General features: G+C 63.6%; 18 protein-coding genes. 12 read left to right on the plus strand and 6 right to left on the minus strand.

The genetic code is table 11. The features are described 5' to 3' along the window. Positions 1-394: 394 nt before the first annotated feature. A complete protein-coding gene (locus HUW43_RS07005; RefSeq protein WP_188236711.1) occupies positions 395-2,584 on the minus strand; it encodes a calcium-binding protein in 2,190 nt (729 codons plus the stop codon). A 282-nt stretch (positions 2,585-2,866) separates the two neighbouring features. After that, positions 2,867-4,381, minus strand: a complete 1,515-nt coding sequence (locus HUW43_RS07010; RefSeq protein WP_317450839.1) for a TolC family protein — start codon at positions 4,379-4,381, stop codon at positions 2,867-2,869. Between HUW43_RS07010 and HUW43_RS15670 the strand changes: the two genes are divergently transcribed. From HUW43_RS15670 to HUW43_RS07035, 6 genes are all read left to right on the plus strand, one after another. Then, on the plus strand, positions 4,311-4,505 hold the full coding sequence (locus tag HUW43_RS15670; RefSeq protein ID WP_223181366.1) for a hypothetical protein: 195 nt from the start codon (positions 4,311-4,313) through the stop codon (positions 4,503-4,505). The genes HUW43_RS07010 and HUW43_RS15670 overlap by 71 nt on opposite strands. A gap of 36 nt (positions 4,506-4,541) precedes the next feature. Continuing rightward, positions 4,542-6,005 (plus strand): helix-turn-helix transcriptional regulator, encoded by a 1,464-nt coding sequence (locus HUW43_RS07015; RefSeq protein ID WP_188236713.1) that lies wholly within the window; start codon positions 4,542-4,544, stop codon positions 6,003-6,005. Positions 6,006-6,007: 2 nt separating this feature from the next. Next, positions 6,008-7,804, plus strand: coding sequence for a type I secretion system permease/ATPase (locus tag HUW43_RS07020; protein WP_188236714.1), 1,797 nt, complete (start codon positions 6,008-6,010; stop codon positions 7,802-7,804). After that, on the plus strand, positions 7,801-9,165 hold the full coding sequence (locus HUW43_RS07025; RefSeq protein WP_188236715.1) for an HlyD family type I secretion periplasmic adaptor subunit: 1,365 nt from the start codon (positions 7,801-7,803) through the stop codon (positions 9,163-9,165). Before HUW43_RS07020 ends, HUW43_RS07025 begins: the two co-directional genes overlap by 4 nt. Positions 9,166-9,391: 226 nt before the next feature. Continuing rightward, positions 9,392-11,455 carry an outer membrane protein assembly factor gene (locus HUW43_RS07030; protein ID WP_223181354.1) on the plus strand — a complete coding sequence of 688 codons (2,064 nt, stop codon included), beginning with the start codon at positions 9,392-9,394 and terminating at the stop codon, positions 11,453-11,455. A gap of 255 nt (positions 11,456-11,710) precedes the next feature. Next, the gene (locus tag HUW43_RS07035) at positions 11,711-12,127 is read left to right on the plus strand and encodes a helix-turn-helix domain-containing protein (protein ID WP_188236717.1); all 417 of its coding nucleotides are present in this window, start codon (positions 11,711-11,713) and stop codon (positions 12,125-12,127) included. Between the two features lie 14 nt (positions 12,128-12,141). Here the strand turns inward: HUW43_RS07035 and HUW43_RS07040 are convergent, their stop codons facing one another. Next, positions 12,142-13,248 carry a 2OG-Fe(II) oxygenase gene (locus tag HUW43_RS07040; protein WP_188236718.1) on the minus strand — a complete coding sequence of 369 codons (1,107 nt, stop codon included), beginning with the start codon at positions 13,246-13,248 and terminating at the stop codon, positions 12,142-12,144. Positions 13,249-13,343: 95 nt separating this feature from the next. Further along, the gene (gene trxB, locus HUW43_RS07045) at positions 13,344-14,309 is read right to left on the minus strand and encodes a thioredoxin-disulfide reductase (RefSeq protein WP_188236719.1); all 966 of its coding nucleotides are present in this window, start codon (positions 14,307-14,309) and stop codon (positions 13,344-13,346) included. A 186-nt stretch (positions 14,310-14,495) separates the two neighbouring features. Between trxB and HUW43_RS07050 the strand changes: the two genes are divergently transcribed. Next, entirely contained in the window at positions 14,496-15,128 is a 633-nt protein-coding gene (locus HUW43_RS07050) for a class I SAM-dependent methyltransferase (protein ID WP_188236720.1), read from the plus strand. On the opposite strand, the gene HUW43_RS07055 is transcribed toward HUW43_RS07050, so the two are convergent. Beyond that, entirely contained in the window at positions 15,125-15,853 is a 729-nt protein-coding gene (locus HUW43_RS07055) for a rhodanese-related sulfurtransferase (RefSeq protein WP_188236721.1), read from the minus strand. The genes HUW43_RS07050 and HUW43_RS07055 overlap by 4 nt on opposite strands. A 299-nt stretch (positions 15,854-16,152) precedes the next feature. Between HUW43_RS07055 and HUW43_RS07060 the strand changes: the two genes are divergently transcribed. From HUW43_RS07060 to HUW43_RS07070, 3 genes are all read left to right on the plus strand, one after another. After that, positions 16,153-16,491, plus strand: a complete 339-nt coding sequence (locus HUW43_RS07060) for a P-II family nitrogen regulator (protein ID WP_037518110.1) — start codon at positions 16,153-16,155, stop codon at positions 16,489-16,491. A gap of 71 nt (positions 16,492-16,562) precedes the next feature. After that, positions 16,563-17,975 (plus strand): type I glutamate--ammonia ligase, encoded by a 1,413-nt coding sequence (gene glnA / locus HUW43_RS07065; protein WP_188236722.1) that lies wholly within the window; start codon positions 16,563-16,565, stop codon positions 17,973-17,975. A 155-nt stretch (positions 17,976-18,130) separates the two neighbouring features. Then, positions 18,131-18,598: a nuclear transport factor 2 family protein gene (locus tag HUW43_RS07070; RefSeq protein WP_188236723.1), complete on the plus strand. Its 468-nt coding sequence runs from the start codon at positions 18,131-18,133 to the stop codon at positions 18,596-18,598. Here HUW43_RS07070 and HUW43_RS07075 read toward each other — a convergent pair. Then, complete coding sequence (locus HUW43_RS07075) at positions 18,595-18,741, minus strand: hypothetical protein (protein WP_188236724.1); 147 nt, start codon at positions 18,739-18,741, stop codon at positions 18,595-18,597. The two genes, HUW43_RS07070 and HUW43_RS07075, sit on opposite strands and share 4 nt — an antisense overlap. Between HUW43_RS07075 and HUW43_RS07080 the strand changes: the two genes are divergently transcribed. Then, positions 18,740-19,258, plus strand: coding sequence for a hypothetical protein (locus HUW43_RS07080; protein WP_188236725.1), 519 nt, complete (start codon positions 18,740-18,742; stop codon positions 19,256-19,258). The two genes, HUW43_RS07075 and HUW43_RS07080, sit on opposite strands and share 2 nt — an antisense overlap. 106 nt (positions 19,259-19,364) lie before the next feature. Next, positions 19,365-20,828 (plus strand): PQQ-dependent sugar dehydrogenase, encoded by a 1,464-nt coding sequence (locus HUW43_RS07085; RefSeq protein WP_188236726.1) that lies wholly within the window; start codon positions 19,365-19,367, stop codon positions 20,826-20,828. Positions 20,829-20,889: the final 61 nt, after the last annotated feature.

A 20,889-nucleotide genomic window follows, 5' to 3' on the forward strand; every position in this document is an offset into this window, starting at 1 on the left:
CCGCCGCCAGGGGGCGTGGCGGCGGACACGGCTAGCCAGCGGAGCTGGCCGAACTATAAAATCTGCCAATTGTCGGGAGCCATATTGCCCCCGGGTCGTCGGCAGTATTCTTGCTTTGCTTACACCCAATCTCTGCTGACCCGCTTGGCTAAGGCAGGCATCGTCCGGATGATTCTTGCCTTGTCATCCTTGCGTCAAAATTGGCGGAAAGGACGGTTTCCTGCCATTCCCTGATGGGGACATTGTGAAAATTGGTCAGCGAAGAGCTGCTATCGGGTTGCGGCGCCGGGGAAAATTTCCTGGCGCCAGAACATAAAAAGGAGGGCAGGCCGCGGCCTGCCCTCCAGTTAGCAGAGGTCCGTCGAGGAGTGGCTCCCCGTACGAAGCCTTGTCCTCAGACGAACGTGATCATGTCGTAGGAGGCGTTGCCCTGGCTGTATGCGTTGAGCGCCGCAACCGAGTCGTACGCACCCGCTGCCGCGAGCGCTGCGATCGGGGCGGAAGCGCCTTCCCAGAAGTCTTCGAGCAACACCGAACCGGCCGCGGTAAAGATGAACACGTCGAGCGCGTCACCTTGGCCGTCCCAGTCGCCGGTGATGACAAACATGTCGGTCGCCGGATCAAATCCGCCATCGACATCGAACACAAGCGTGTCGCGATTGGCAAGGTTGAAGTCGCGACCCGATCCCAGGCTGAACGGCGCCCCGATGACGTCATTGCCAAAGCCGGGCGACGAGTCGGTCGAGTCGAAGCGGAACAAATCCTTGCCCGCGCCGCCAGACATGTGATCGTCGCCTTCGCCACCGGTGATGATGTCGTTACCCGATTCGCCTTCCAGGTTGTCATCGCCAGTGCCACCGTTGATGGTGTCATTGCCGGTGTCGCCCCGGATGGTGTCGTCGCCTTCATCGCCGTTCATCACGTCGTTGCCGAAACCGCCCGACATATAATCACTGCCGTCGCCGCCCGACATGGTGTCGTTGCCGCCACCCGGCAGACCCAGGTTTTCGTACAGCGTGTCACCATACATGATGTCGTCGCCGTCACCACCGAACATGGTGTCGTTGCCGGCGTCACCAGCAAGCTGGTCATCGCCGTCATTGCCGTTGACGGTATCGTTGCCGGCACCGCCGAAAATCAGGTCATCTCCGTTGTTGCCCGACAGATTGTCGGCGCCGTTGTTGCCCTGAATGACATCGTTGCCTTCCCCACCAGCAACGACATCATTGCCGTCGTTACCGGTGATGCTGTCGTTGCCGTCGCCACCGTCGATCGTGTCATTGCCGGCATCGCCTGCAAGCAGGTCATTACCGTCATTGCCTTCGATAACGTCGTCGCCTTCGTCACCGTTGATGGTGTCGTTGCCGTTGCCGCCCGAGATGAAGTCGGCATCGGTGTTCGACGGATCGAGCGGATCGAAGAAAGGATCCCCGTTACCGCGGATCACGTCGTCGCCATCATCGCCATACAGTGCGTCGTCGCCGCTTTGGCCCCAGATCAGATCGTTGCCCGCGTCGCCGTGGACTAGATCGTTTCCGTCGTTGCCGTTCAGCGTGTCGTCGTCAGCGCCGCCGCCGATGTCATCGTCGTCGGCCCCGCCCTGAACAAAGTCCAAGCCGACACCGCCACGAATGACATCGTTCCCCGCATCGCCGTTGAGTTCGTCGTCGCCGTCTTCGCCGAACAGGGTGTCGTTGCCTTCGCCGCCGTCGACTTGGTCGAAACCGTTGCCGCCGAGGATGGTGTCGTTGCCATCATCGCCCCACAACAGGTCATCGCCATTATCGCCGAAGATCAGATCGTCGCCGCCTTGGCCGAAGACCTGGTCGTCGCCGCTCCCGCCAAGGATGACGTCGGCATGGCCCAAGCCCGGGTTGTAGCCGCTCTGGTTGTACGCATAGTCACCATCGGCATTGCGGTTCGGGCCGCCGTCGCCAAAGATCACATCGTTGCCGTCACCCCCGTTCAGGAAGTCAACCCCGTTCGCGTTGGTGCCGCCGTTGATGTAATCGTCGCCGGCGCCGCCGGTCACGGAGTCTGTTTCGGTGCCGCCGTACAGGTTGTCGTTGCCGCTGCCGCCGTCGACGACGTCATCGCCAGCGCCGCCTTCGATGCGGTCGTCGCCCGATTGACCATAGAGCGTATCATTGCCGGCGTCGCCACGGATGAAGTCGTTTCCGCCGCCACCCCAGGCCGTGTCGTTGCCGGCACCGCCCAGCAGCGTGTCGTTGCCGTCAGCGCCGCCATTGTCATCGCCGGTATAGACGACGTTGCCGGGGCCGAGGACGACGAACGACGCCTGGTCGCCGATCAGCGTGTCGTTGCCGACACCGCCGTCAATGCGGTCATTGCCGCTGCGGCCGATGACATTGTCATTTCCGCCATCACCATAAAGGTCGTTGTCGAAATTATTGCCATAGACCGTGTCGTCACCGCCGTTACCGCGTGCGTTATATGGCAGTGCGGCGGTCGAGGTGATCGCATTCAGATCGATGAAATCGACCGAATTGGTCCCCAGAACCTGACCCCGCGAGGTCGGGTTCTTGGGATTATTCGGTGCGCTAGAAGGTCCTACTGTAGGCATTTTCGCTATCCTCTTCTTTCACGGGTCGCAAGGGATGCGTGATCGCCGAATCGGCTTGCTCATCCCCCCAATGGCCCCGAAAACTCAGAGCCATGACAATGGGATATGGCGGGTCCGGGGGACCGGATATTCCTGCTTGGGGACATGGCCGATAATTTTGTGAAATGGTTCATTTTGGGGCAGGTTATCAGATGCCGGAACGCACGAATTGCCCGGAAGCCACGGTTTTTCGTGATTTCCGGGCACACTCAAACCGAAAGGCCCGGAAAGTAAACTTGCTGGCTAGTTAAGTTTGCGGCCCAGCGCCGAACTTGCCGGACGTGCCGAATTGCCGGTCGCCGCCGCCATGTCGGCAACATCGCGGTCTTTGATCTGACCCAGCGACGATATCTGCGGGCGCGGCGCTCCGCCAGGATCGGCAGGCGCCTTTCCGGTGCCGGACATGGCGGTGCGGCCAAGGGGCGACATTGCCGGGCGGCCCTCGGGGTCGGTCCCGCAGCATCGCCCGTCGAGAATTGCCTTCGTGTCAAGCTGACCGGTTGCGGCCAGCAGACTGGCCCGCGCGACAAATTCGTTGCGAAGGGCACGCTCCAGCGTAACGCGCGCATTCAGCAATTCATTCTGCGCGTTCAGGACATCGGTAAGGGTCCGGTTACCGCCAACGGCTTCCTTCTTGATGCCTTCGGCTGCTTCCTGGGTCGCCGCTACCGCCGCTTGAGCGGCGTTGATCGTGCTCTTTGCCGACTGCCACCGGGTCCAGGCACCTGCGACGTCCTCCACAACCGTCTGCAATGCGATATCGGTTTGGGACAGGCGTTGGTCGCGGACAGCGCGCGCACGGCGGACTTCTGCATGATCGCGCGGCAGGAAGATCGGGACGCGCAGTTCCAAGCCGTAATAAAGCGACGAACGGTCATCCGGATACCTGCCAGTGAACGTGTTGGCCGCGCCGCCGGTCAGATAATCATATCCGCTGACCGCATCGAGCTGAGGCAGGAGGGCGCCGGTGGCGAACTTCACACCAGACTTGCCGGCCTGGGCGTTAAGCCGCGCGGCGCGCAGTCGGGGCGCCGCGTCAAGCGCCAGCTTCTGAGCCGCGGCAAGCGAGGAGGGCACGGCCGCAAGCGGTGGGAGCGAGGGAACGATTGTGCCTGACTGCCCACTGACATTGCGAAACCGAAGCCCGTCGATGCTAAGTTGTTCTGTCGCGGCAAGCACTCCGGCCTGGGCGGTCGCCAGCCGCGCCCGCGCCAGCTCCTCGTCGGTGCGCGTCGCTTCGCCGAATTCAAGCCGGCGCGACGTTGCGCGAAGCTGTTCGGCGATCGCCTCGCTCTGCGCTTCGGAATATTGCAGGATCTTTCGGTTCAGATGAACGTCGGCGGCGCTGGTCAGCAGTTCGAGCAGAATATCCGACGTCGTTGCATCCAACCCTGCAGAAGCCGCCTCCAACTCGGCCTTCGCGATGCGCACCGCGTTATACGTCCGGTCGCCGTCATAGAAACGGAGTCGCGCTTCGATCCCTGCCTGTCCCGCCGTGTAGCGCGCGTCATTGGTGGTGCTGCCGTTCTTGATGTCGATCTCGCGCCGCTGGACCGTCCCGTTCGCCTCGATCGTCGGCAGATAGCCGGCTTCGGCCGCCTGCAAGCGCGCTGCGGCAATCCGCACCTGATGGCGCTGCGCCGCAATTTCCGGGTTGGATATGACGACTTGTCGGGCGAGTGCGGCCATGGTGCTCGACGGAGCGATCGCGGGCGACGCCGATTGCGCCAACAGCGGAGTCGCGCCGACGGCGAACATCGCTGCGGCGGCGGTTACGCTCAACGCGCTCGCCAGTAAAGTCCATGTTTTCCGCACGTCACTCCTCCTGAATCATCGCAGATTCGAGTGCCGACCCTTCGTTTTCGCTGTTGTTGAAGAGTAATGCGCGGCGGCTGAACGGGATACTACCCTAACGGATATGTCCGAGGGGATAATAGACTCGTTCCGCCGAATCGAAATAGACAAAGGGTGTCGCCAGCATCCGTCACGGCGGGCGACGCTATCGAGAGATTCGCGTCAATCGACAGCCAGTTCCGGGGGACAAAAGCTTCAGGCAACCCCGGTCGGCGCGAGCGTTCTGGCCCGTAACCAGACCATCGCGCCAGACATTATGGTCGCGCGTGAAACGCCTGTGGCGAGCTTCGGCATCGCTTCGGGATCGGTGTTTTTTTGGGGGCCAAAAATGTCTGCGACCGTGGATTTTTCGACGCAATATATCGATGCGGACCGTGACGATCCGCACCTGTCAGAAGATGTTGCGGGCGGCGAAGGTTTGTACGACAAGGCGGAACAGCCGCTGTCGGTCGACGTCGCAGCGAACACCCGCCGACTTTGGCGCGATTATCTCGCACAATTCGACGTCGCTTCGGCGATTTTAACCGTCACGCTTCCTGGCACCGGACAGCAGCGCCATGCCTTTCTGATCGGATTCGACCAGGTGCGGGACGATGAGGCGGCGACCCGGCGCCTGCTGACGATGACGGGCGACGTCTGGGGCCGGATCGGCGAACAGCCGATACATCATTTTCAGTTCTTCGGTGCCCTGTTCGGCGCCGGAGCGGGGCCGGATAATGCCGAGGCCGATGGCCCGCATCACCATGGGATCGCGATCCAGATGAAGCGCGACGGCAAAAGCATTCGCGCGCTGTTTTTCCGGCACGGCGGTGCGGCCCATTTCAGCGACGCCGATGCAGCTTCGCTGCAGTCGATCGCACCGTTGCTCGCCGCGTCGGCGACCGGGGTGGCACAACTGGCCAAGCAATCGCAGCGCTCCGCCATGCTGGAAGGAATGTTCGATCGGGTGTCGATGGCGATGGCGCTGTTGGCGGCCGATGCGCAGCCCTTGTTCCTGAACAGCGCAGCAACAAGACTGATCGAACAACGAAAATGGCTGATCCGTGCCGCCGACGGCGCGATCATCGCTGCCAATCCGGACCAGGCAAAAAGGCTTCGCGAAAGTATCCGACGCGCGGCCACCGCGTCGCCCGATGAGCCGGTCGAGGATGTATTCCGCCTCGATTGCCGCGATGGCGAGTGGCGGTTGGCTTATGTCATCTCGGCCGGGTCGCGCCGCGGCGACAGCATGACACGCTGCGCGATGGTGATCATCATGGGGCCGGGCAAGGTAGATGCGCCCGCGTCGTTGCTAGAGGCGCTCGGTTTGCTTCCGTCCGAACAGCGATTTCTGGTTCATTTCCTGAAATCGAACAGCCTTGGAAACGCGGCGGAGGGTTGCGGCCTGTCGGAAGAGACAGCGCGAACCTATCTCAAGCGCGTCCGCGCAAAGCTGGGGGTCCGCCGGCAGATGGAGCTGGCCGGCCTGATCTCGGGGCTGGTGCTGCCGCAAAATGCTGCGGATAGCCCCGCCCATCCGGGGCGATAGCGATGGGCTGGAATCTCCTCGCCGCCAGGCAGGCGTCCGGCAATCCGGACAATTTGCTCAAACGACTGCTGATTCCGCAGAAACCGATCGCCGTGCGGCTGATCCTGTTCTCGGCCATCACAAACATGGCGGCGCTCGCCATGTCGCTTTACATGATGCAGGTCTTTGACCGCGTTCTGACCAGTCAGAGCAAAGACACGCTGTTCTTCCTCGCTCTCGCAATCACGCTGGTCGTTGCGCTGGGCGCGATGCTCGAAGGTATCCGGCAACAGGTTGCCAACCGGGTCGGCACCTGGATGGCGCAGCAAATGGGCCCGGACCTGCTCCTGCGCTCGCTCGAGCAACGGCTGATTGCGCCCAACGTCCGACTCGAGGCGCTGCGCGAATTGACGCAGGTAAAGAATTTCATCTCGACCCCGACGGTGTTCAGCGTCGTCGACATGCTGTGGGTGCCGCTTTACCTGCTGGTCGTCTTTCTGCTCCACCCGGTTTTCGGGCTGCTGTCGGCCGTCGGCGCGGCGATGCTTTTCGGCCTGACCTGGTACAATGAACGGATCACCCGTACGGCTATCCGCAATACTCAGGCGCTTGCCACCAACAACATGCAATATGCCGACGCGCTGGTCCGCAACAGCGAGGTCATCGACGCGATGGGGATGGGCAAGGACACAATAGCCCACTGGCGCGAACGCTATATCGAAGAAACCGAAGCGGTCGACGCAACGCAGTTCCAGTCGAGCAAGATACTGGCGTGGATGAAGTTCGTCCGTAATCTGGTGCAGATTGCCGTTCTGGGCATCGGTGCCTTGCTGGTGCTCGACCAGCAATTGACCGGCGGCGCGATGATCGCGGGATCGATCCTGATCGCACGGTTGCTCGCGCCGATCGAGGCGGCGATGAGTTTCTGGAAACAGTTCGTCCTCGCGCGTGAAAGTCTGCAGCGCCTGTCGCGCTTTTGTGACCTGCCGACACCGCGGCCATCCCAGATGGTGCTGCCGAAACCGTCGGGAGCGGTTACGGTCGAGAATCTGACCTATGCGGCACCCGGCATGAAGGGGGCGATTCTGAAAAATGTCAGCTTCGCGATTGCGCCGGGCACGTCGCTGGCGATCGTCGGGCCGTCGGCGTCGGGCAAGACGACCCTTTCGCGGCTCCTGGTCGGAGTATTGAAGCCCTTGTCAGGGCATGTGCGGCTCGACGGCGCCGATACCTTTGACTGGATGCGCAGCGATTTCGGGCCAAATGTCGGCTATCTGCCCCAGGACGTCGAATTGCTCCCCGGAACGATCCGCGAGAATATTGCGCGATTCCGGCCCGACGCGCGCGACGCGGACGTGATCGCGGCGGCGAAACTGGCCGATTGTCACGAAATGATCCTGCATCTCGACGGCGGTTATGACTGTGTGCTCACCGATGGCGGGCATCAGCTGTCGGGTGGCCAGCGCCAACGGATAGGGCTGGCGCGCGCGTTGTTCGGATTGCCGCCGCTGATCGTGCTCGACGAACCCAATGCCAGCCTTGACGCGCGCGGCGACGCCGCATTGCTGGGCACCATCAAGAAGCTGAAGGCGCTCAACATGACGACGATCATCGTTTCGCACCGCGCCAATCTGCTCGAACTGGCCGACAAGATATTGTTGATGATGGACGGTCAGGTGGCGAAATTCGGAGACGCACGCGCGGTGGTCGAGGAAATGGCGGGCAAGCGGCGCGCGATTGCGCCGGGCGAAGCGCCGCCGCCCGGCCCGCCGGGCAAGTCCCATCCCGCGATGTTCAAGCAGGGGGGGATGGAAGCATGAACATTCCCTTTCGCCTTGGCGAAGACGGCGAGCCGGTGCGCCTGGCGCTGCCGCCCCCCGATCAGGCCGCCGCCGGGCCGCGGGTAAAGGGATCGATGCGGCTGGCGTTGGCGTCGATCGGTCTGTTCATGCTCGCATTTGCGGTCTGGAGCTGGGCCGCGCCGCTTAATAGCGCCGCCATTGCCAGCGGTTTCCTCGAAGCCGAAGGGGGAGGTCGCCGCACAGTCCAGCATCTGGAGGGCGGCATCGTGCGCCAGTTTCTGGTGAAGGAAGGACAGGAGGTACGGGCGGGTCAGCCGCTTGTGCTATTCGATGAAACACAGAGCGAGGCATCCGATGCTGCGCTGCGGACAAATTTTTACGGTCTGCTGGCGCAGGACGCGCGGCTCACGGCCGAGCGGTTGGGGCTGCCCGCGGTCCGCTACCCGGCCGAATTGCTGGCCGCAGCCAGCGACCCTGAGGTCAAGGAGATCATTTCGGCGTCCAACGCCGAATTTGCCTCGCGGCGGCGCGGTCTTGCCGAGCAGACGCAGATATTGTCGCAGCGGATCGGGCAATCAAACGCCGACATTCGCAGCCTGGGTGCGCAGATCGCGGCGCTGACCGATCAGTCAAAGCTGCTCGACGACGAACAGATGAGCGTCGACATGCTCGTCGACGAGGGGCTGGAACGCAAATCCCGGCTCCTCGCGTTGCAGCGGCAAAAGGCGCTGGTCGACGGCGAACGCGGCAAGCTCGTCAACAGCCTCGACCGACTCCGCGACACAATTGGCGAAACGCGCGCCCAGATGGTGTCGCTACGTGGGCAAGCCGTGCTCGAGGCAACCGGATTGCAGCGCCAGGTGCAATTGCAGATCGCCGAAGCGCGGGAGAAGCTGACGGTCAGCAGCGATATTCGCGCACGCCAACAGGTCGTCGCGCCGATCGCCGGGCGCGTGGCGAACCTGCGATTGATTACGCCCGGCGGCGTGATCGGCGCCGGCCAGCCGATCCTCGATATCGTGCCCACGTCTGAGAAGATCGTTGTATCGGCGCGACTGCGTCCGATCGACATCGACGTGGTGTACAAGGGGCTTAAGGCGGAAGTCAAGCTGACGCCGTACAAGGCGCGGGTGATCCCGAATCTGATCGGGACGGTCAAGGAAGTAAGTCCTGATGCGATTTACGACAGGGACGCGCAGCAAATCTATTACAAGGTGATTGTCGAGATATCGGAGGCGCAGCTCAGGAAATATCCCGACGTCCGGTTGATGTCGGGAATGCCGGCCGAAGTTTATATCGACCTTGGGGCCAGCTCGTTGCTGCAATATCTGCTTCAGCCGATGATCGACAGTTTCAACCGGTCGTTCCGCGAGGGGTGACCCCGACGCGGCTGAGGCAAAGGTGAAAGCTGGAACCGGTCGGAAAAACAGGGGAAAGATGTTGGCGGCAAACGGAATATCGTTCCGACGCGTTCGCCAGGCGGTGCAAGGCACCGCGCTGGGCGTCGCGGCGACATTCTGCGTCGGCGAAACCGCGCCGCTCTATGCGCGCGAGCGCGAGATCGTTCAGACTCCGCCTTATGCTCCGCTTTTCCACTCGACGGCGATGGTCCGCGTGCTGGCGCTCCAGGAAGGCCGACCTTACGAGCCTGGGGAGGTCAATACTGCCATCACGGCGGAGCCGGACGTTTCGGGGCGCATCGTGCTGAAGGCGTCGCCCGCATCGGACGTGGCCGAAACCAGAGCGTCCCCCGGACTACCGAATGAAAATCGGGCTTTTGCGCAACATACACCGGTGGTGATCGATTGGGACGCGCCGATCGCCGCTGTGGCGGACCTGTCCCCGGCCGGTGCGCGCGACGGCGATGAATCGGCCGACGGCGCGCCGACTAAGGCGTTCGGCGAAGCCTTGGCAAGCGTCGATGTCGATCTCGCGGGTGCGGCTTGGCTCGGCGATGCCGGGAACCGCCGTCAAGCCCTGCTGGCGCACACGGCAGCCGAGTCGCCCGAGGGGCGGGCCGATTGCGGCGGTTGCCTTGACGCCCGGAAGGATAAGCTCGCAGGCATGCGAGCGGTGCCGTCGCCGCAGGCGACCGCTATTGCACGCGGTACGAAGGTGGCGAAACGCAGTCGTGCATCGCGCGGCGCAGCAAATGGCTTTCCTGTGGGGTTGGCACCGGGCATTGCACTCCGCTTCGATCCTTCTGCCAGCATTACCGCGTTCGATTCACCCGCGCTGCCTGCAGACATGGTGAATCTTGCGTGCGTGGTGGCCGCGCAAAACCGGATGGGGCCGCCATGCTTCGCCATCGGCGGCACCAAGCGCGTCGGCCGCAAGGCAGCGGCCAGCATGCGCCGCTTCCCCGCGTTCGAGGCCGATGTCTCTGCCGCCCCCTGGCTCGGCGATGCGGATGCCCGCCGCGTCGCACTGCGCGGCAGGCCCGAAGCTTCGAAGCTGGGCACGGCGTCGGCACCGAGCGATGATGTAGAGGAGGATGGTGTAGCGCCGCCGTCCGAAGCCGTGACCGGCATTGACGGCGCCGACGGCCAGGCCGGGGAGGCCGACCTTCTGTCGATCGAGACGCTGCCGCGCGGCGGAATTGCCTTTTCGGGCGGCTATTCGTCGCTCGAAGGACCGGTGGGCACGGTCAAGATTGCACGCACCAACATCGGCGCGCCGGGCCGCGATATCCGTGCGTCGGCGCGCTACTCGAAAATCCAGCGCCTGTTTGAACTTGGCTTCGCCGATGCCAATTTCATGGGCAGCAGATTGTCGCTGGCACCGACCTTTTTCTATTCGCGGTCGACCGCCGTCGGTTTCGATGCCCAACGCAAGTCGTCGGTGTTTCGGCAGACGGCGCGCGGCGTCAATTTCTATGCCGCAAAACCGCTGGGCCGCGGGCTGCGGGTTGCCGTAAACTACCGCTATTCGGATGAGGATTTCCTGATCCGCCTGAAAAATGCGCGATGCGACGTCGGACTGCATGGCAGTCCCTTTTGCAACGCTTTGGGTCGATCGACCAGTTCGATCGTTAGCATTGGATTCGTGCTCGACCGGCGCGACAGCGCCGTCGATCCGACGCGCGGCTTTCAACTCCGGCTAACGCCTGAAATTGCCGGTCCGGGAGGCACGTCGCGTTTTGCCCGCTTTCGCGCGGCCGGTAGTTTCCATCACCGCATCGGCGATATGCTGGACGTTTCGCTGGGGCTGGAGGGAGGAATAATCGAACCGATCGGGGGGCGGACGGTCCCGCTGTTCGACCGCTTTTACATCGGCGGCAACAGCATGCGCGGTTTCGATCTGCGCGGGATCGGACCCAAGGTTGTTCCGCTTAAGGCGCCTGTTGCGCCGCCGACGGCGATCGGCGGCCGCGCCTATTATGCCGGGCGGTTGGAAGTCGCATTCCGGGGGGAACCCGCTCTGCAAAAAATCGGCATTACGCCCAGCGTTTTCGTCGATGCAGGATCGGTGTTCGGCGCGTCCACAGACGAGCTGATTGCCGGCGAGCGGTTGATCGGAAACTCGGCAAAGCCCCGTGTTGCGGTCGGCTTCGGGGTGTCGTTGAATGCCGGACCGGGGAAATTGCGGTTCAATATTGCCCAGCCTCTCGTGCGCCAGGAAGGCGATCGTTCAAAAAAATTCTCCATTTCGTTGGGCACGGCTTTCTAGCGGGCGTCCGCGGGCGCAAAGCTTCCAGTTTGTACGATCGCGGGACAGGGCGATTTTCGGATGTCCCCATCTGGGAATGACCGAAAACCGGCGCATCTGCCAAGTGACGTCGATCGTGGCGCGGGATTCCGGGGCTTCAATGGATAGCAACGTCATCGGTAATAACGACCATCTGTCGATCCGGGTCAAACCGTGGGGTGGTCGCGCTTTGCCGCTGTGCACTACCGGCCGCACCAGGCGGAAATCCCGCAGTTCATGAGCGCCTCGGCCCGCCCCGTCGATTTTGATGGTACCGAGCCCCTGCCGACCCGGCTTCGCCGTTTTCGCGAGCAATGCGGCATCAGCCGTTCGGAACTGGCGATGCGGACGGGCCTCAGTCGGCCGACGATCTGGGCGTGGGAATCGGGCAAGACGCAGCCGCGGCTCAGCAATTTGCGCGTCTTGGCGAACGTCCTCGGCATCTCGCAGTTCGAACTGGTCGGCGGACTCGATGTGGCGGTTCCCGACGACGAAGTCGAAGCGATGCTAGCGACTGGATTGGAGCAAGGGGATTTGCCCGCGGGCATCGCCAATCCGCAGCGACTCAGCATCATGATCTATGCCGCCAAGCTGAGCATTGCGGCGCTTGCCGGGATCAAAGCGCAAAATGTGAAAATTTCGATCGAACTCTAACGCGCGCCGCTGGGTCATTGCCGGTAGGCACCAACTCCTTCACCCAGATACTGATTGTTCGCCTCGCGTTGCGCCGCCGCTTCGTCGTCGTACAAAAAGGGCAGGAACGCGTAGCGCCGCCCGCGTGTGACCGGGGTCGCTTCATGGAGCAGCCCGCAGCCAAAGACGATCGCACCGCCGGGGGCAGGGCGGTAGGTGCGCGCGCCGAATTCGGGAAAGCGAAGCTCACCGCCGTCAAAATCATCGTTGAGGTTGATTGTCACCGCAAAGCGGCGGTGCGCAGTGCCCATTGTCGTATTGTCGCGGTGGGCACGAAAGTGACCGGCGACGGATGCGTCATAACACGCGACGATGTAGCGCTCCATCCGGGTCGCGTTGAAGTTGAATGCGCGCTTGATGACCGGACGAAGGCAATGGTGCACCCGGGCGCTGAGTGCACGGCAAAAGTCCTGATCCTTGATCGTGATGTCCGACCGGCGTTTGTGAGCATGATCTATGACCGATACCGTTTTGCCGTCCACGTCGCGCATGAAGCCAGAATCCTGACCGCCTTCGGTATCGTACAGATCGATCAGTCGCTGACAGGTCGCGCGGTCGAAAACGCGCGGCACCGACAGCACCGGCGCCCAGTCATCGGGTTTACCCTCTTGAGCGAGATGATCGATCAGTGCGAGTGCCTTGTCCGTGTCGGGCAGGTGATAGCGTCCGGCGACGCGCAACTGGCGGTCCAGCACGATGATATAGGGTTCATAATGGTCGCTGTCGGCCGCACATGCGCCATAGGCGTTGCTGACCGCGCGGTCGCTGTCGAGGATGTAGCGGATACCGGGTATCCGCGTCGTGATCCGCCCGGACCTATGGTCCGCAACATCCAGAGTCACCCCGAAGAACGAGCAGCGGACGTCGTCGAAGCGATCGGGATCGGCCATCAGCTTGGCATGGGCGGCGCGGACGGCTTCGTCGGTCGCGGTCCCCATGAAAAACAGCACAATCGCGCGTCCGGCAACGGTGTGAAAAGTATATTGCGGGTTGATGTCCAGAACATTCGCTTTGAACCAGGGCGCTGCCGATCCGACGATCGGTTTCGGAATGGCGTCCCCCCGCGTCGCAGACTGTATCATAACGCTGCCTCCCGCCCCCGCGTGATGCCCAAATCTTCTAGCATCGGGGAGAATGGGGCACAAGCGCCCCGACCTCAATGCTGGCGAGCGCCGCTCTAAGCCTCCACCAATGCGTGATATTCGGCTTCGGCGAGGAAGCGTTCGGCGTCGAGCGCGGCCATGCAGCCCATGCCCGCGGCGGTGACAGCCTGGCGATAGATTTTGTCGGTGACGTCGCCCGCGGCAAAGACGCCGGGGATTGCAGTCAGCGAGGTGCCGGGGGTCACCTGAAGATAGCCGTCGTCGTCGAGCGGCAGCTTGCCCTTGAACAATTCGGTCGCGGGGCTGTGGCCGATCGCGACGAAGCCGCCGTCGGTCGGCTCGTGGCTTGCCGCGCCGGTGACGGTGTCGATCAGGTCGACGCCGACGAGCCCCGACACGCCCTCGCCAGCGACGAAGCGTTCGACCTGCTTGTTCCACAGGACCTTGATCTTCGGATTGGCAAAGAGGCGGTCCTGCAGGATCTTTTCCGCGCGCAGCGAATCGCGGCGATGGATCAGCGTCACATCGTCGCTGTGGTTGGTGAGGTAGAGCGCCTCCTCGACAGCGGTGTTGCCGCCGCCGATCACGACCACCTTCTTGCCCCGATAGAAAAAACCGTCGCACGTCGCGCAGGCCGACACGCCCTTGCCGCCCAGTTCCTGTTCACCGGGAACGCCCAGCCATTTCGCCTGCGCACCGGTCGCGATGACAAGCGTTTCGGCGAGATAGACGTCGCCGCCGTCACCGGTAAGCCGGAATGGACGCTGCGACAGGTCGACGTCGACGATCGTGTCCCAGATCATCGTCGTGCCGACGTGCGTTGCCTGCGCCGTCATCTGTTCCATCAGCCACGGGCCCTGGATCACTTCGGCGAAACCGGGATAATTTTCGACGTCGGTGGTGATGGTCAGTTGCCCGCCGGGTTGCAGCCCCTGCACGACGATCGGCTGCATCCCCGCGCGCGCGGCATAGATGGCGGCCGACAGGCCGGCGGGGCCAGAGCCGAGGATGAGCATTTTCGTATGATGGGTGCTGGGCATGACGATCCTGTTTCTGTGTGGATGACGGCGATTGCGATACCCCCATATCCGTTCGCATCGAGCAGAGTCGAGATGTCCCCGCAGGGTTCGACACGAACGGGAAGACGGGATTCGTGACAGGCTCAAATGGGTGTTGCCAAGCGCGCTGGCAAGGGACAGGTTTCGAGCCGAGGGGAGAGCGAGGCAATGGCAAGCTGGTGGGACAGGCACGGCGTTCCGCGCCTGATCAAATGCGCCTGTTCGCAGGGGCAGATCATGAAGCTGAGGAGCGAGGTCGTGCCGCAAGCGTGTGGCCATGTGCTCGAACTCGGCTGCGGCGGCGGGATCAACATGGACTTTTACCGTCCTGACCGGATTGCGAGTTTCACCGGGCTCGACCCCTCGCCCGAACTGCTGGCGATGAGCCGCGCGGCGGCGGCGCGATGCGGCATCGCGGCCGACATCCGCGGCGGCGCGGGCGAGGCGATGCCGTTCGACAATGCGCGTTTCGATACGGTCGTCACCACCTTCACCCTTTGCTCGGTTACAGATCAGGCCGCCGTGCTCGCCGAAATCCGCCGCGTGCTGAAACCCGGCGGGACCGCATTGTTCCTCGAACATGGCGCGGCACCCGACAGCGGGGTCGCGAAATGGCAGCGGCGGATCGAACCGGTGTGGAAGCGCATCGGCGGCAATTGCCACCTGACGCGCCCGATCGGTGACGCCTATGCGGCGGCAGGATTTGCGGTCGAACGGCGGGGCGCCGCCTATATGCCCAGGACGCCACGTCCGTTCGGCTGGGTCGAATATGGCGCGGCGCGGGTTGCCAGCCCGGTCTAGTACTTTTCGCCCACCTCCACCAGCCCGTGCCCGACGCTGACGCGCTCGTCAAAGACGAAGCAGCTGCCGTGCCAGCGGCTTTCGGACGCGGGCACCTGGTCGAGATAGGCAAGGATACCGCCTTTCAGGTGGACGACGTCCTCAATGCCTTCGCGGCGCAGGAAGGCGGTCGATTTTTCACATCGGATGCCGCCGGTGCAGAACATCGCGATTCGCTTGCCCGCAAAGCGCCCGGCATTGGCGCGCCACCAGTCGGGGAAGTCGCCGAAACTTCGCGTGCCGGGATCGACGGCGCCCGCAAAGCTGCCATAGCCGACCTCGAACGCATTGCGCGTGTCGATAAGCACGGTGTCCGGGTCATCGACAAGCGCATTCCAGTCGGCGGGATCGACCGTGGGCGCGGCGTGGCGCGCGGGGTCGAGCCCCGGCACCTTCATCGTCACGATTTCCTTCTTCAGCCGCACTTTGAGCCGCCCGAAAGGCATGGCCGCGGCGATCGAATATTTGACGTCGAGCGCCGCGCAGCCGGGGAGCGCGCGGATATGGGCGATCACCGCGGCGATGCCGGCGTCGGGGCCGGCGATCGTGCCATTGATCCCTTCGCGCGCGAGGAGCAGCGTGCCCCTGATGGCTTCGGCGGCGCACAGGTCGAGCAGCGGCTGGCGCAACGCGGCGGGATCGTCGAAGGAGGCGAAGCGATAGAGAGCGGCGACAGTGACGGTCATGGCCCTGTCCCTAGACAAAAGCCGTGTCGAAGGAAATGTCGCCGCCCTTGTGAGCCGCCGCGGCGACGATGCCGCTTTTTTGGGCAGCGAATTCGCTCCAATGCCCACCGCGTGGGCAGTGCCGCAATATCCTGTCGCAAAACTTGCGGAAAGCGCGCGATTCGCCAATTGGCACGGCTCTTGATTGGTGCAAGATGACGGGGCCTCGCAGCGACTCAGGGCTTGAGAACCGGACCAGGCTGGCCTGATCCGGCTTTGACTGCGAGCGACGAGACAGACCCAGTGGGGGGACGAGACGCGTGAAGAAGATTGAGGCGATCATCAAGCCGTTCAAGCTCGACGAGGTGAAGGAAGCGCTGCACGAAGTCGGCGTCAGCGGAATCACCGTCACCGAAGCCAAGGGCTTCGGGCGGCAAAAGGGCCATACCGAACTGTATCGCGGCGCCGAATATGTCGTCGATTTCCTGCCCAAGGTGAAGCTGGAGGTGATCGTCGAGGATTCGATGGCCGAGCGCGTCGTCGAGGCGATCGCCGCCGCCGCACAGACCGGCCGCATCGGCGATGGCAAGATTTTCGTCATCCCGGTCGAAACCGCGCTGCGCATCCGCACCGGCGAACGCAACGAGGACGCGCTCTGACCGGCCCGCACCGATTTCATCCCAGCAATCCCCGGCACGCCGGACCATTATGCAAGAAGGAAATATAGACCATGGCTACGAAGCCCAAGGACATCATCGCGCGGATCAAGGAAAATGACATCGAGTGGGTCGACCTGCGCTTCACCGACCCCAAGGGCAAGTGGCAGCATCTGACGATGTGCGCCGGGGTGATCGACGAGGACGCGCTTGAGGACGGGTTGATGTTCGACGGCTCGTCGATCGAGGGCTGGAAGGCGATCAACGAGAGCGACATGATCCTGAAGCCCGATCTCGATGCGGTCTATGACGATCCCTTTTCGGCGACGCCGATGCTGGTGATCTTCTGCGACATCGTCGAGCCGTCGACGGGCGAAGGCTATAGCCGCGACCCGCGCACGACGGCGAAGCGCGCCGAAGCCTATCTCGCGTCGAGCGGCATCGGCGACACGGCCTACGTCGGCCCCGAAGCGGAATTCTTCATGTTCGACGATGTCCGGTTCGAAAGCGGATACAACAAGTCGGGGTTCGAGATTGACGATATCGAACTGCCGACCAATTCGGGTCGCAGCTATGAAGGCGGCAACCTTGCGCACCGCCCGCGCGCCAAGGGCGGCTATTTCCCCGTCGCGCCGGTCGACAGCGCGGTCGATATCCGCGCCGAGATGGTCTCGACGATGCTTGAAATGGGCCTGCCGTGCGACAAGCATCACCATGAGGTCGCCGCGGCGCAGCACGAACTGGGCCTGACCTTCGGCACGCTGACTCAGACCGCCGACCGCATGCAGATCTACAAATATGTCGTGCAGCAGGTCGCGCACGCCTATGGAAAGACCGCGACCTTCATGCCCAAGCCGATCAAGGACGACAATGGCAGCGGCATGCACACCCACATTTCGATCTGGGAAAAGGGCAAGCCGCTCTTTGCGGGCAACGGCTATGCCGGCCTCAGCGACATGTGCCTCTATTTCATCGGCGGCGTCATCAAGCATGCCAAGGCGCTGAACGCCTTCACCAACCCGACGACGAACAGCTACAAGCGGCTCGTTCCGGGGTTCGAGGCGCCGGTGCTTCTCGCCTATTCGAGCCGCAACCGTTCGGCGTCGTGCCGCATTCCCTATGGCGCGGGCGCCAAGGCGAAGCGCGTCGAGTTCCGCTTTCCCGACGCGATGGCGAACCCCTATCTCTGCTATTCGGCGCTGCTGATGGCGGGCATCGACGGCATCCAGAACAAGATCCACCCCGGCGAGGCGATGGACAAGAATCTGTATGACCTGCCGCCCGAAGAGCTGCGCGAAGTGCCGACCGTGTGCGGCTCGCTTCGCGAAGCGCTCGACAGCCTGATGGCCGACCACGACTTCCTCCTGAAGGGCGACGTGTTTTCGAAGGACCAGATCGAGGCCTATGTCGAACTGAAGTGGAACGAAGTCTATCGCTTTGAGCAGACGCCGAGCCCGGTCGAGTTCGACATGTATTACAGCGCCTGATCCGCACGCGGGTCGGCCAAATCGGCAAGGGGCGTCCGGTTCGGGGGAACCGGGCGCCCTTTTTGCCGGGCGTTGACGTGGCAGGTAGTTGCGCGCGGCCCGCCGTCCGCGCCACGATGAATCTGCCGAGGCGATAGGTGAAGGATATGGCGACGATGATGCGATTGGCGGCTCCGCTGCTGCTGTTCCTGCTCGCGGCGTGCGATTCATCGGCCGATCCCGCCGCGACCATGGCAACGCCCGCAGGCTATCGCGAGGCGGCGGCGGCGTTCGACGCGGCGATCGCGGCGAAGGACGAGGCGGCGTTGCGGCGGCTGATCGCCGACGATTTTCTGTGGGTGCGCGGCAGCGGCGCGACGGGCGACAAGGCAGCGTTCATCGCCGCGCTCGCCGCACCGTCGATCCGTATCGAACCCTTTGAACCCGCCGAGCCGCGCTGGATCACGAGCAGCGACAGCGCGCTGCTTGCCGCGACCAACACGCTGCGCGGCGTCGCCGACGGCGAGCCGTTCGTCGACCGGCACCGTTTCGCCGATCACTGGCGCTGGCGCGACGGCAAGTGGCAGCTTGTCTATGCACAGGTCACGCCAGCGCCCGCCGCGGATGTTGGCGGGGCCGATTAAGCAAGCGCGGTGCCGAACAGCAGCGGCGGACCGTCGCGATCGCACATCGGTTCGCCATGCCCGGCAACGGCGGCAAAGGCGTTTACGCCGTTTTCAAACAGTGCGGTATAGGCCGTCCGGGCTTTGCAAGGGGGCCTGGCCATGATTCGACGTCTGATCCTGCTGGCCTCGCTGCTGGCTTCTGCCGGATGCGGCAAGGTCATCGAACTTGCCAACCAGAGCCGAACGGTGGCGGCGCCGCGCGAGGAGGTCTTTGCCAGGATGTTCGGCGACGGGAGCGCTTTCAGCGGCCTGCCGCTGGTGACCAATGGCGGTTCGACGCGGCTGTACGAACTTGTCGTGCACAAGGGCGAGCCGGGTTTCGAGCTGATGGCGCCGAAGCAGCGGCCCGACGCCTATAAGGTGAAAATTGCCGTCGCGATGGAAATCCCGCGCGAGGCGCACCTTATCTACAATGTCGACGATGGCGCGCTCCAGACGGGGCTCAGATTCACCTTCGACGCGCTGGCGCCCGACCGCACCCGCGTGACCTTTGCCGTTGACGATCTGACGGGCGAGGGATCGGGCGGGCTGACCGTCAACCGTTCGGCGCTGCACCGCGTCGCGCACGATGCGCTGCGCCGTCTCGACGAGTTCGACGAGGCCGAGGAACCCGCCTGACGCGGCAAGCCAACCCCGGCTATGGTAAATGGGCAAGGTTGCGCACGCGCCCCGGTGATGGCAGTTTTACGCGCGGGTGGCTCCGATCGCGAAAGGCTGGTCGCCAATGCCGAAGCATGTAATCGCCGTCCTTGTGCCGCTGTTGGCGCTGGCTTCGTGCGGGGGCGGAGGTGGCGGCGATACGCCCGCGGCCAACGCCCCGCCGACCTTCACGTCGCTCCAGACCGCCAGCGTTGCCGAGAATATGACCAGTGCCTATCAGGCGGCCGCCAGCGATCCCGACGGCGACGCGCTGACGTTCAGCATTGATGGCGGCGCCGATGCGGCGCGCTTTGCGATCACCGGCGCGGGAGCGCTGCGGTTCAACGCAGCGCCCGATTTCGACCTGCCTGGCGATGCCGATACCGACAATGTCTATGCGGTGGTGTTGCGCGTCAGCGACGGCCGGGCGAGCGTGACGCAGGCGGTCAACATCACCGTCACCAACAGCCGCGAAGGCATAGCGGTCGCGCGCGTCGGCACCGGGTTCAATCAGCCGCTTTACGTGGCGGCGATTCCCGGCGACACCCGTGTCTATGTCGTCGAAAAGGGCGGCGACGTCTATCGCTTCGATCCTGCCGACGGCAGCCGGACGCGCGTGCTCGACATCACCGACATTTCGACGAGCGGCGAACGCGGACTGCTCGGCCTCGCTCCCTATCCCGATCATGCGGCATCGCAGCGGCTGTTCGCGGTCGCGACCGGCACGAACGGCAATGTTCAGGTGCGGCGCTATACGCTGGGTCGGCCTGACAGTTCGACCAGCTATGACCTGGTGCTGGACATTCCGCATCCCGGCTTCGACAATCACAACGGCGGCTGGATCGGCTTCGGCCCGGACGGCCATGTCTATGTCGCCGTCGGCGACGGCGGCGGCGCGGGCGACCCCGGCAACAATGCGCAAAACCGCAACGTGCAGCTGGGCAAGATCCTGCGCTTTGCCGTCGGGGCGGGGGGCGACAGCTATGCCCCCGCGCCGGGCAACCCGTTCATCGCGGGCGGCGGCGACCCCTATGTCTTTGCGTTCGGCCTGCGCAACCCGTTCCGTGCCTCCTTTTCGGGATCGACGCTGTTGATCGGCGATGTCGGGCAGAATGCGGTCGAAGAGATCGACATGGTGACGACCACGCAGCCGGGGCGCAATTTCGGCTGGCGCTTTCTGGAGGGGACGCAACCCTTTTCGGGAACGGCGCCCGCCGGGCTGACGCCGCCCGTCGCCGAATATGGCCATGGCAGCGGGGCGCGACAGGGGCGTTCGGTCACCGGCGGCTATGTCTATCGCGGGCCGGTCGCGTCGCTCGCGGGCCAATATGTTTTCGGCGATTTCGTGTCGGGCAATATCTGGACGGTGCCCTTTGCCGACCTGGTCGTCGGCCAGACCTTGCCCGCGTCGCGCTTTGCCGTCCGCAACGAGGATTTCGCCCCCGACGCGGGGACGATCAGAAACATCGCCTCCTTTGGCGAGGACAGCGCGGGCAATCTGTTCATCGTCAGCATCGGCGGCGACATTTTCATGGTGCGTCCGGGCTGACGCCTTGCGCCGGCCGTCGGTCCCCGACCGCCGCTTTGCCGCGCCTTCCGGCGGGAAAGCG

It is taken from the genome of Sphingopyxis sp. LK2115 (assembly GCF_014595975.1).
In the GTDB taxonomy this organism is placed as follows: Bacteria; Pseudomonadota; Alphaproteobacteria; order Sphingomonadales; family Sphingomonadaceae; genus Sphingopyxis.

What these genes read in the sequence shown, in the direction of transcription:
- HUW43_RS07005 (WP_188236711.1), bottom strand. Translation starts at nt 2,584, where the DNA reads ATGCCTACAGTAGGACCTTCTAGCGCACCGAATAATCCCAAGAACCCG.
- HUW43_RS15670 (WP_223181366.1), top strand. Translation starts at nt 4,311, where the DNA reads ATGGTGCTCGACGGAGCGATCGCGGGCGACGCCGATTGCGCCAACAGC.
- HUW43_RS07010 (WP_317450839.1), bottom strand. Translation starts at nt 4,381, where the DNA reads ATGTTCGCCGTCGGCGCGACTCCGCTGTTGGCGCAATCGGCGTCGCCC.
- HUW43_RS07015 (WP_188236713.1), top strand. Translation starts at nt 4,542, where the DNA reads ATGTCCGAGGGGATAATAGACTCGTTCCGCCGAATCGAAATAGACAAA.
- HUW43_RS07020 (WP_188236714.1), top strand. Translation starts at nt 6,008, where the DNA reads ATGGGCTGGAATCTCCTCGCCGCCAGGCAGGCGTCCGGCAATCCGGAC.
- HUW43_RS07025 (WP_188236715.1), top strand. Translation starts at nt 7,801, where the DNA reads ATGAACATTCCCTTTCGCCTTGGCGAAGACGGCGAGCCGGTGCGCCTG.
- HUW43_RS07030 (WP_223181354.1), top strand. Translation starts at nt 9,392, where the DNA reads ATGGTCCGCGTGCTGGCGCTCCAGGAAGGCCGACCTTACGAGCCTGGG.
- HUW43_RS07035 (WP_188236717.1), top strand. Translation starts at nt 11,711, where the DNA reads ATGAGCGCCTCGGCCCGCCCCGTCGATTTTGATGGTACCGAGCCCCTG.
- HUW43_RS07040 (WP_188236718.1), bottom strand. Translation starts at nt 13,248, where the DNA reads ATGATACAGTCTGCGACGCGGGGGGACGCCATTCCGAAACCGATCGTC.
- trxB (WP_188236719.1), bottom strand. Translation starts at nt 14,309, where the DNA reads ATGCCCAGCACCCATCATACGAAAATGCTCATCCTCGGCTCTGGCCCC.
- HUW43_RS07050 (WP_188236720.1), top strand. Translation starts at nt 14,496, where the DNA reads ATGGCAAGCTGGTGGGACAGGCACGGCGTTCCGCGCCTGATCAAATGC.
- HUW43_RS07055 (WP_188236721.1), bottom strand. Translation starts at nt 15,853, where the DNA reads ATGACCGTCACTGTCGCCGCTCTCTATCGCTTCGCCTCCTTCGACGAT.
- glnA (WP_188236722.1), top strand. Translation starts at nt 16,563, where the DNA reads ATGGCTACGAAGCCCAAGGACATCATCGCGCGGATCAAGGAAAATGAC.
- HUW43_RS07070 (WP_188236723.1), top strand. Translation starts at nt 18,131, where the DNA reads ATGATGCGATTGGCGGCTCCGCTGCTGCTGTTCCTGCTCGCGGCGTGC.
- HUW43_RS07080 (WP_188236725.1), top strand. Translation starts at nt 18,740, where the DNA reads ATGATTCGACGTCTGATCCTGCTGGCCTCGCTGCTGGCTTCTGCCGGA.
- HUW43_RS07075 (WP_188236724.1), bottom strand. Translation starts at nt 18,741, where the DNA reads ATGGCCAGGCCCCCTTGCAAAGCCCGGACGGCCTATACCGCACTGTTT.
- HUW43_RS07085 (WP_188236726.1), top strand. Translation starts at nt 19,365, where the DNA reads ATGCCGAAGCATGTAATCGCCGTCCTTGTGCCGCTGTTGGCGCTGGCT.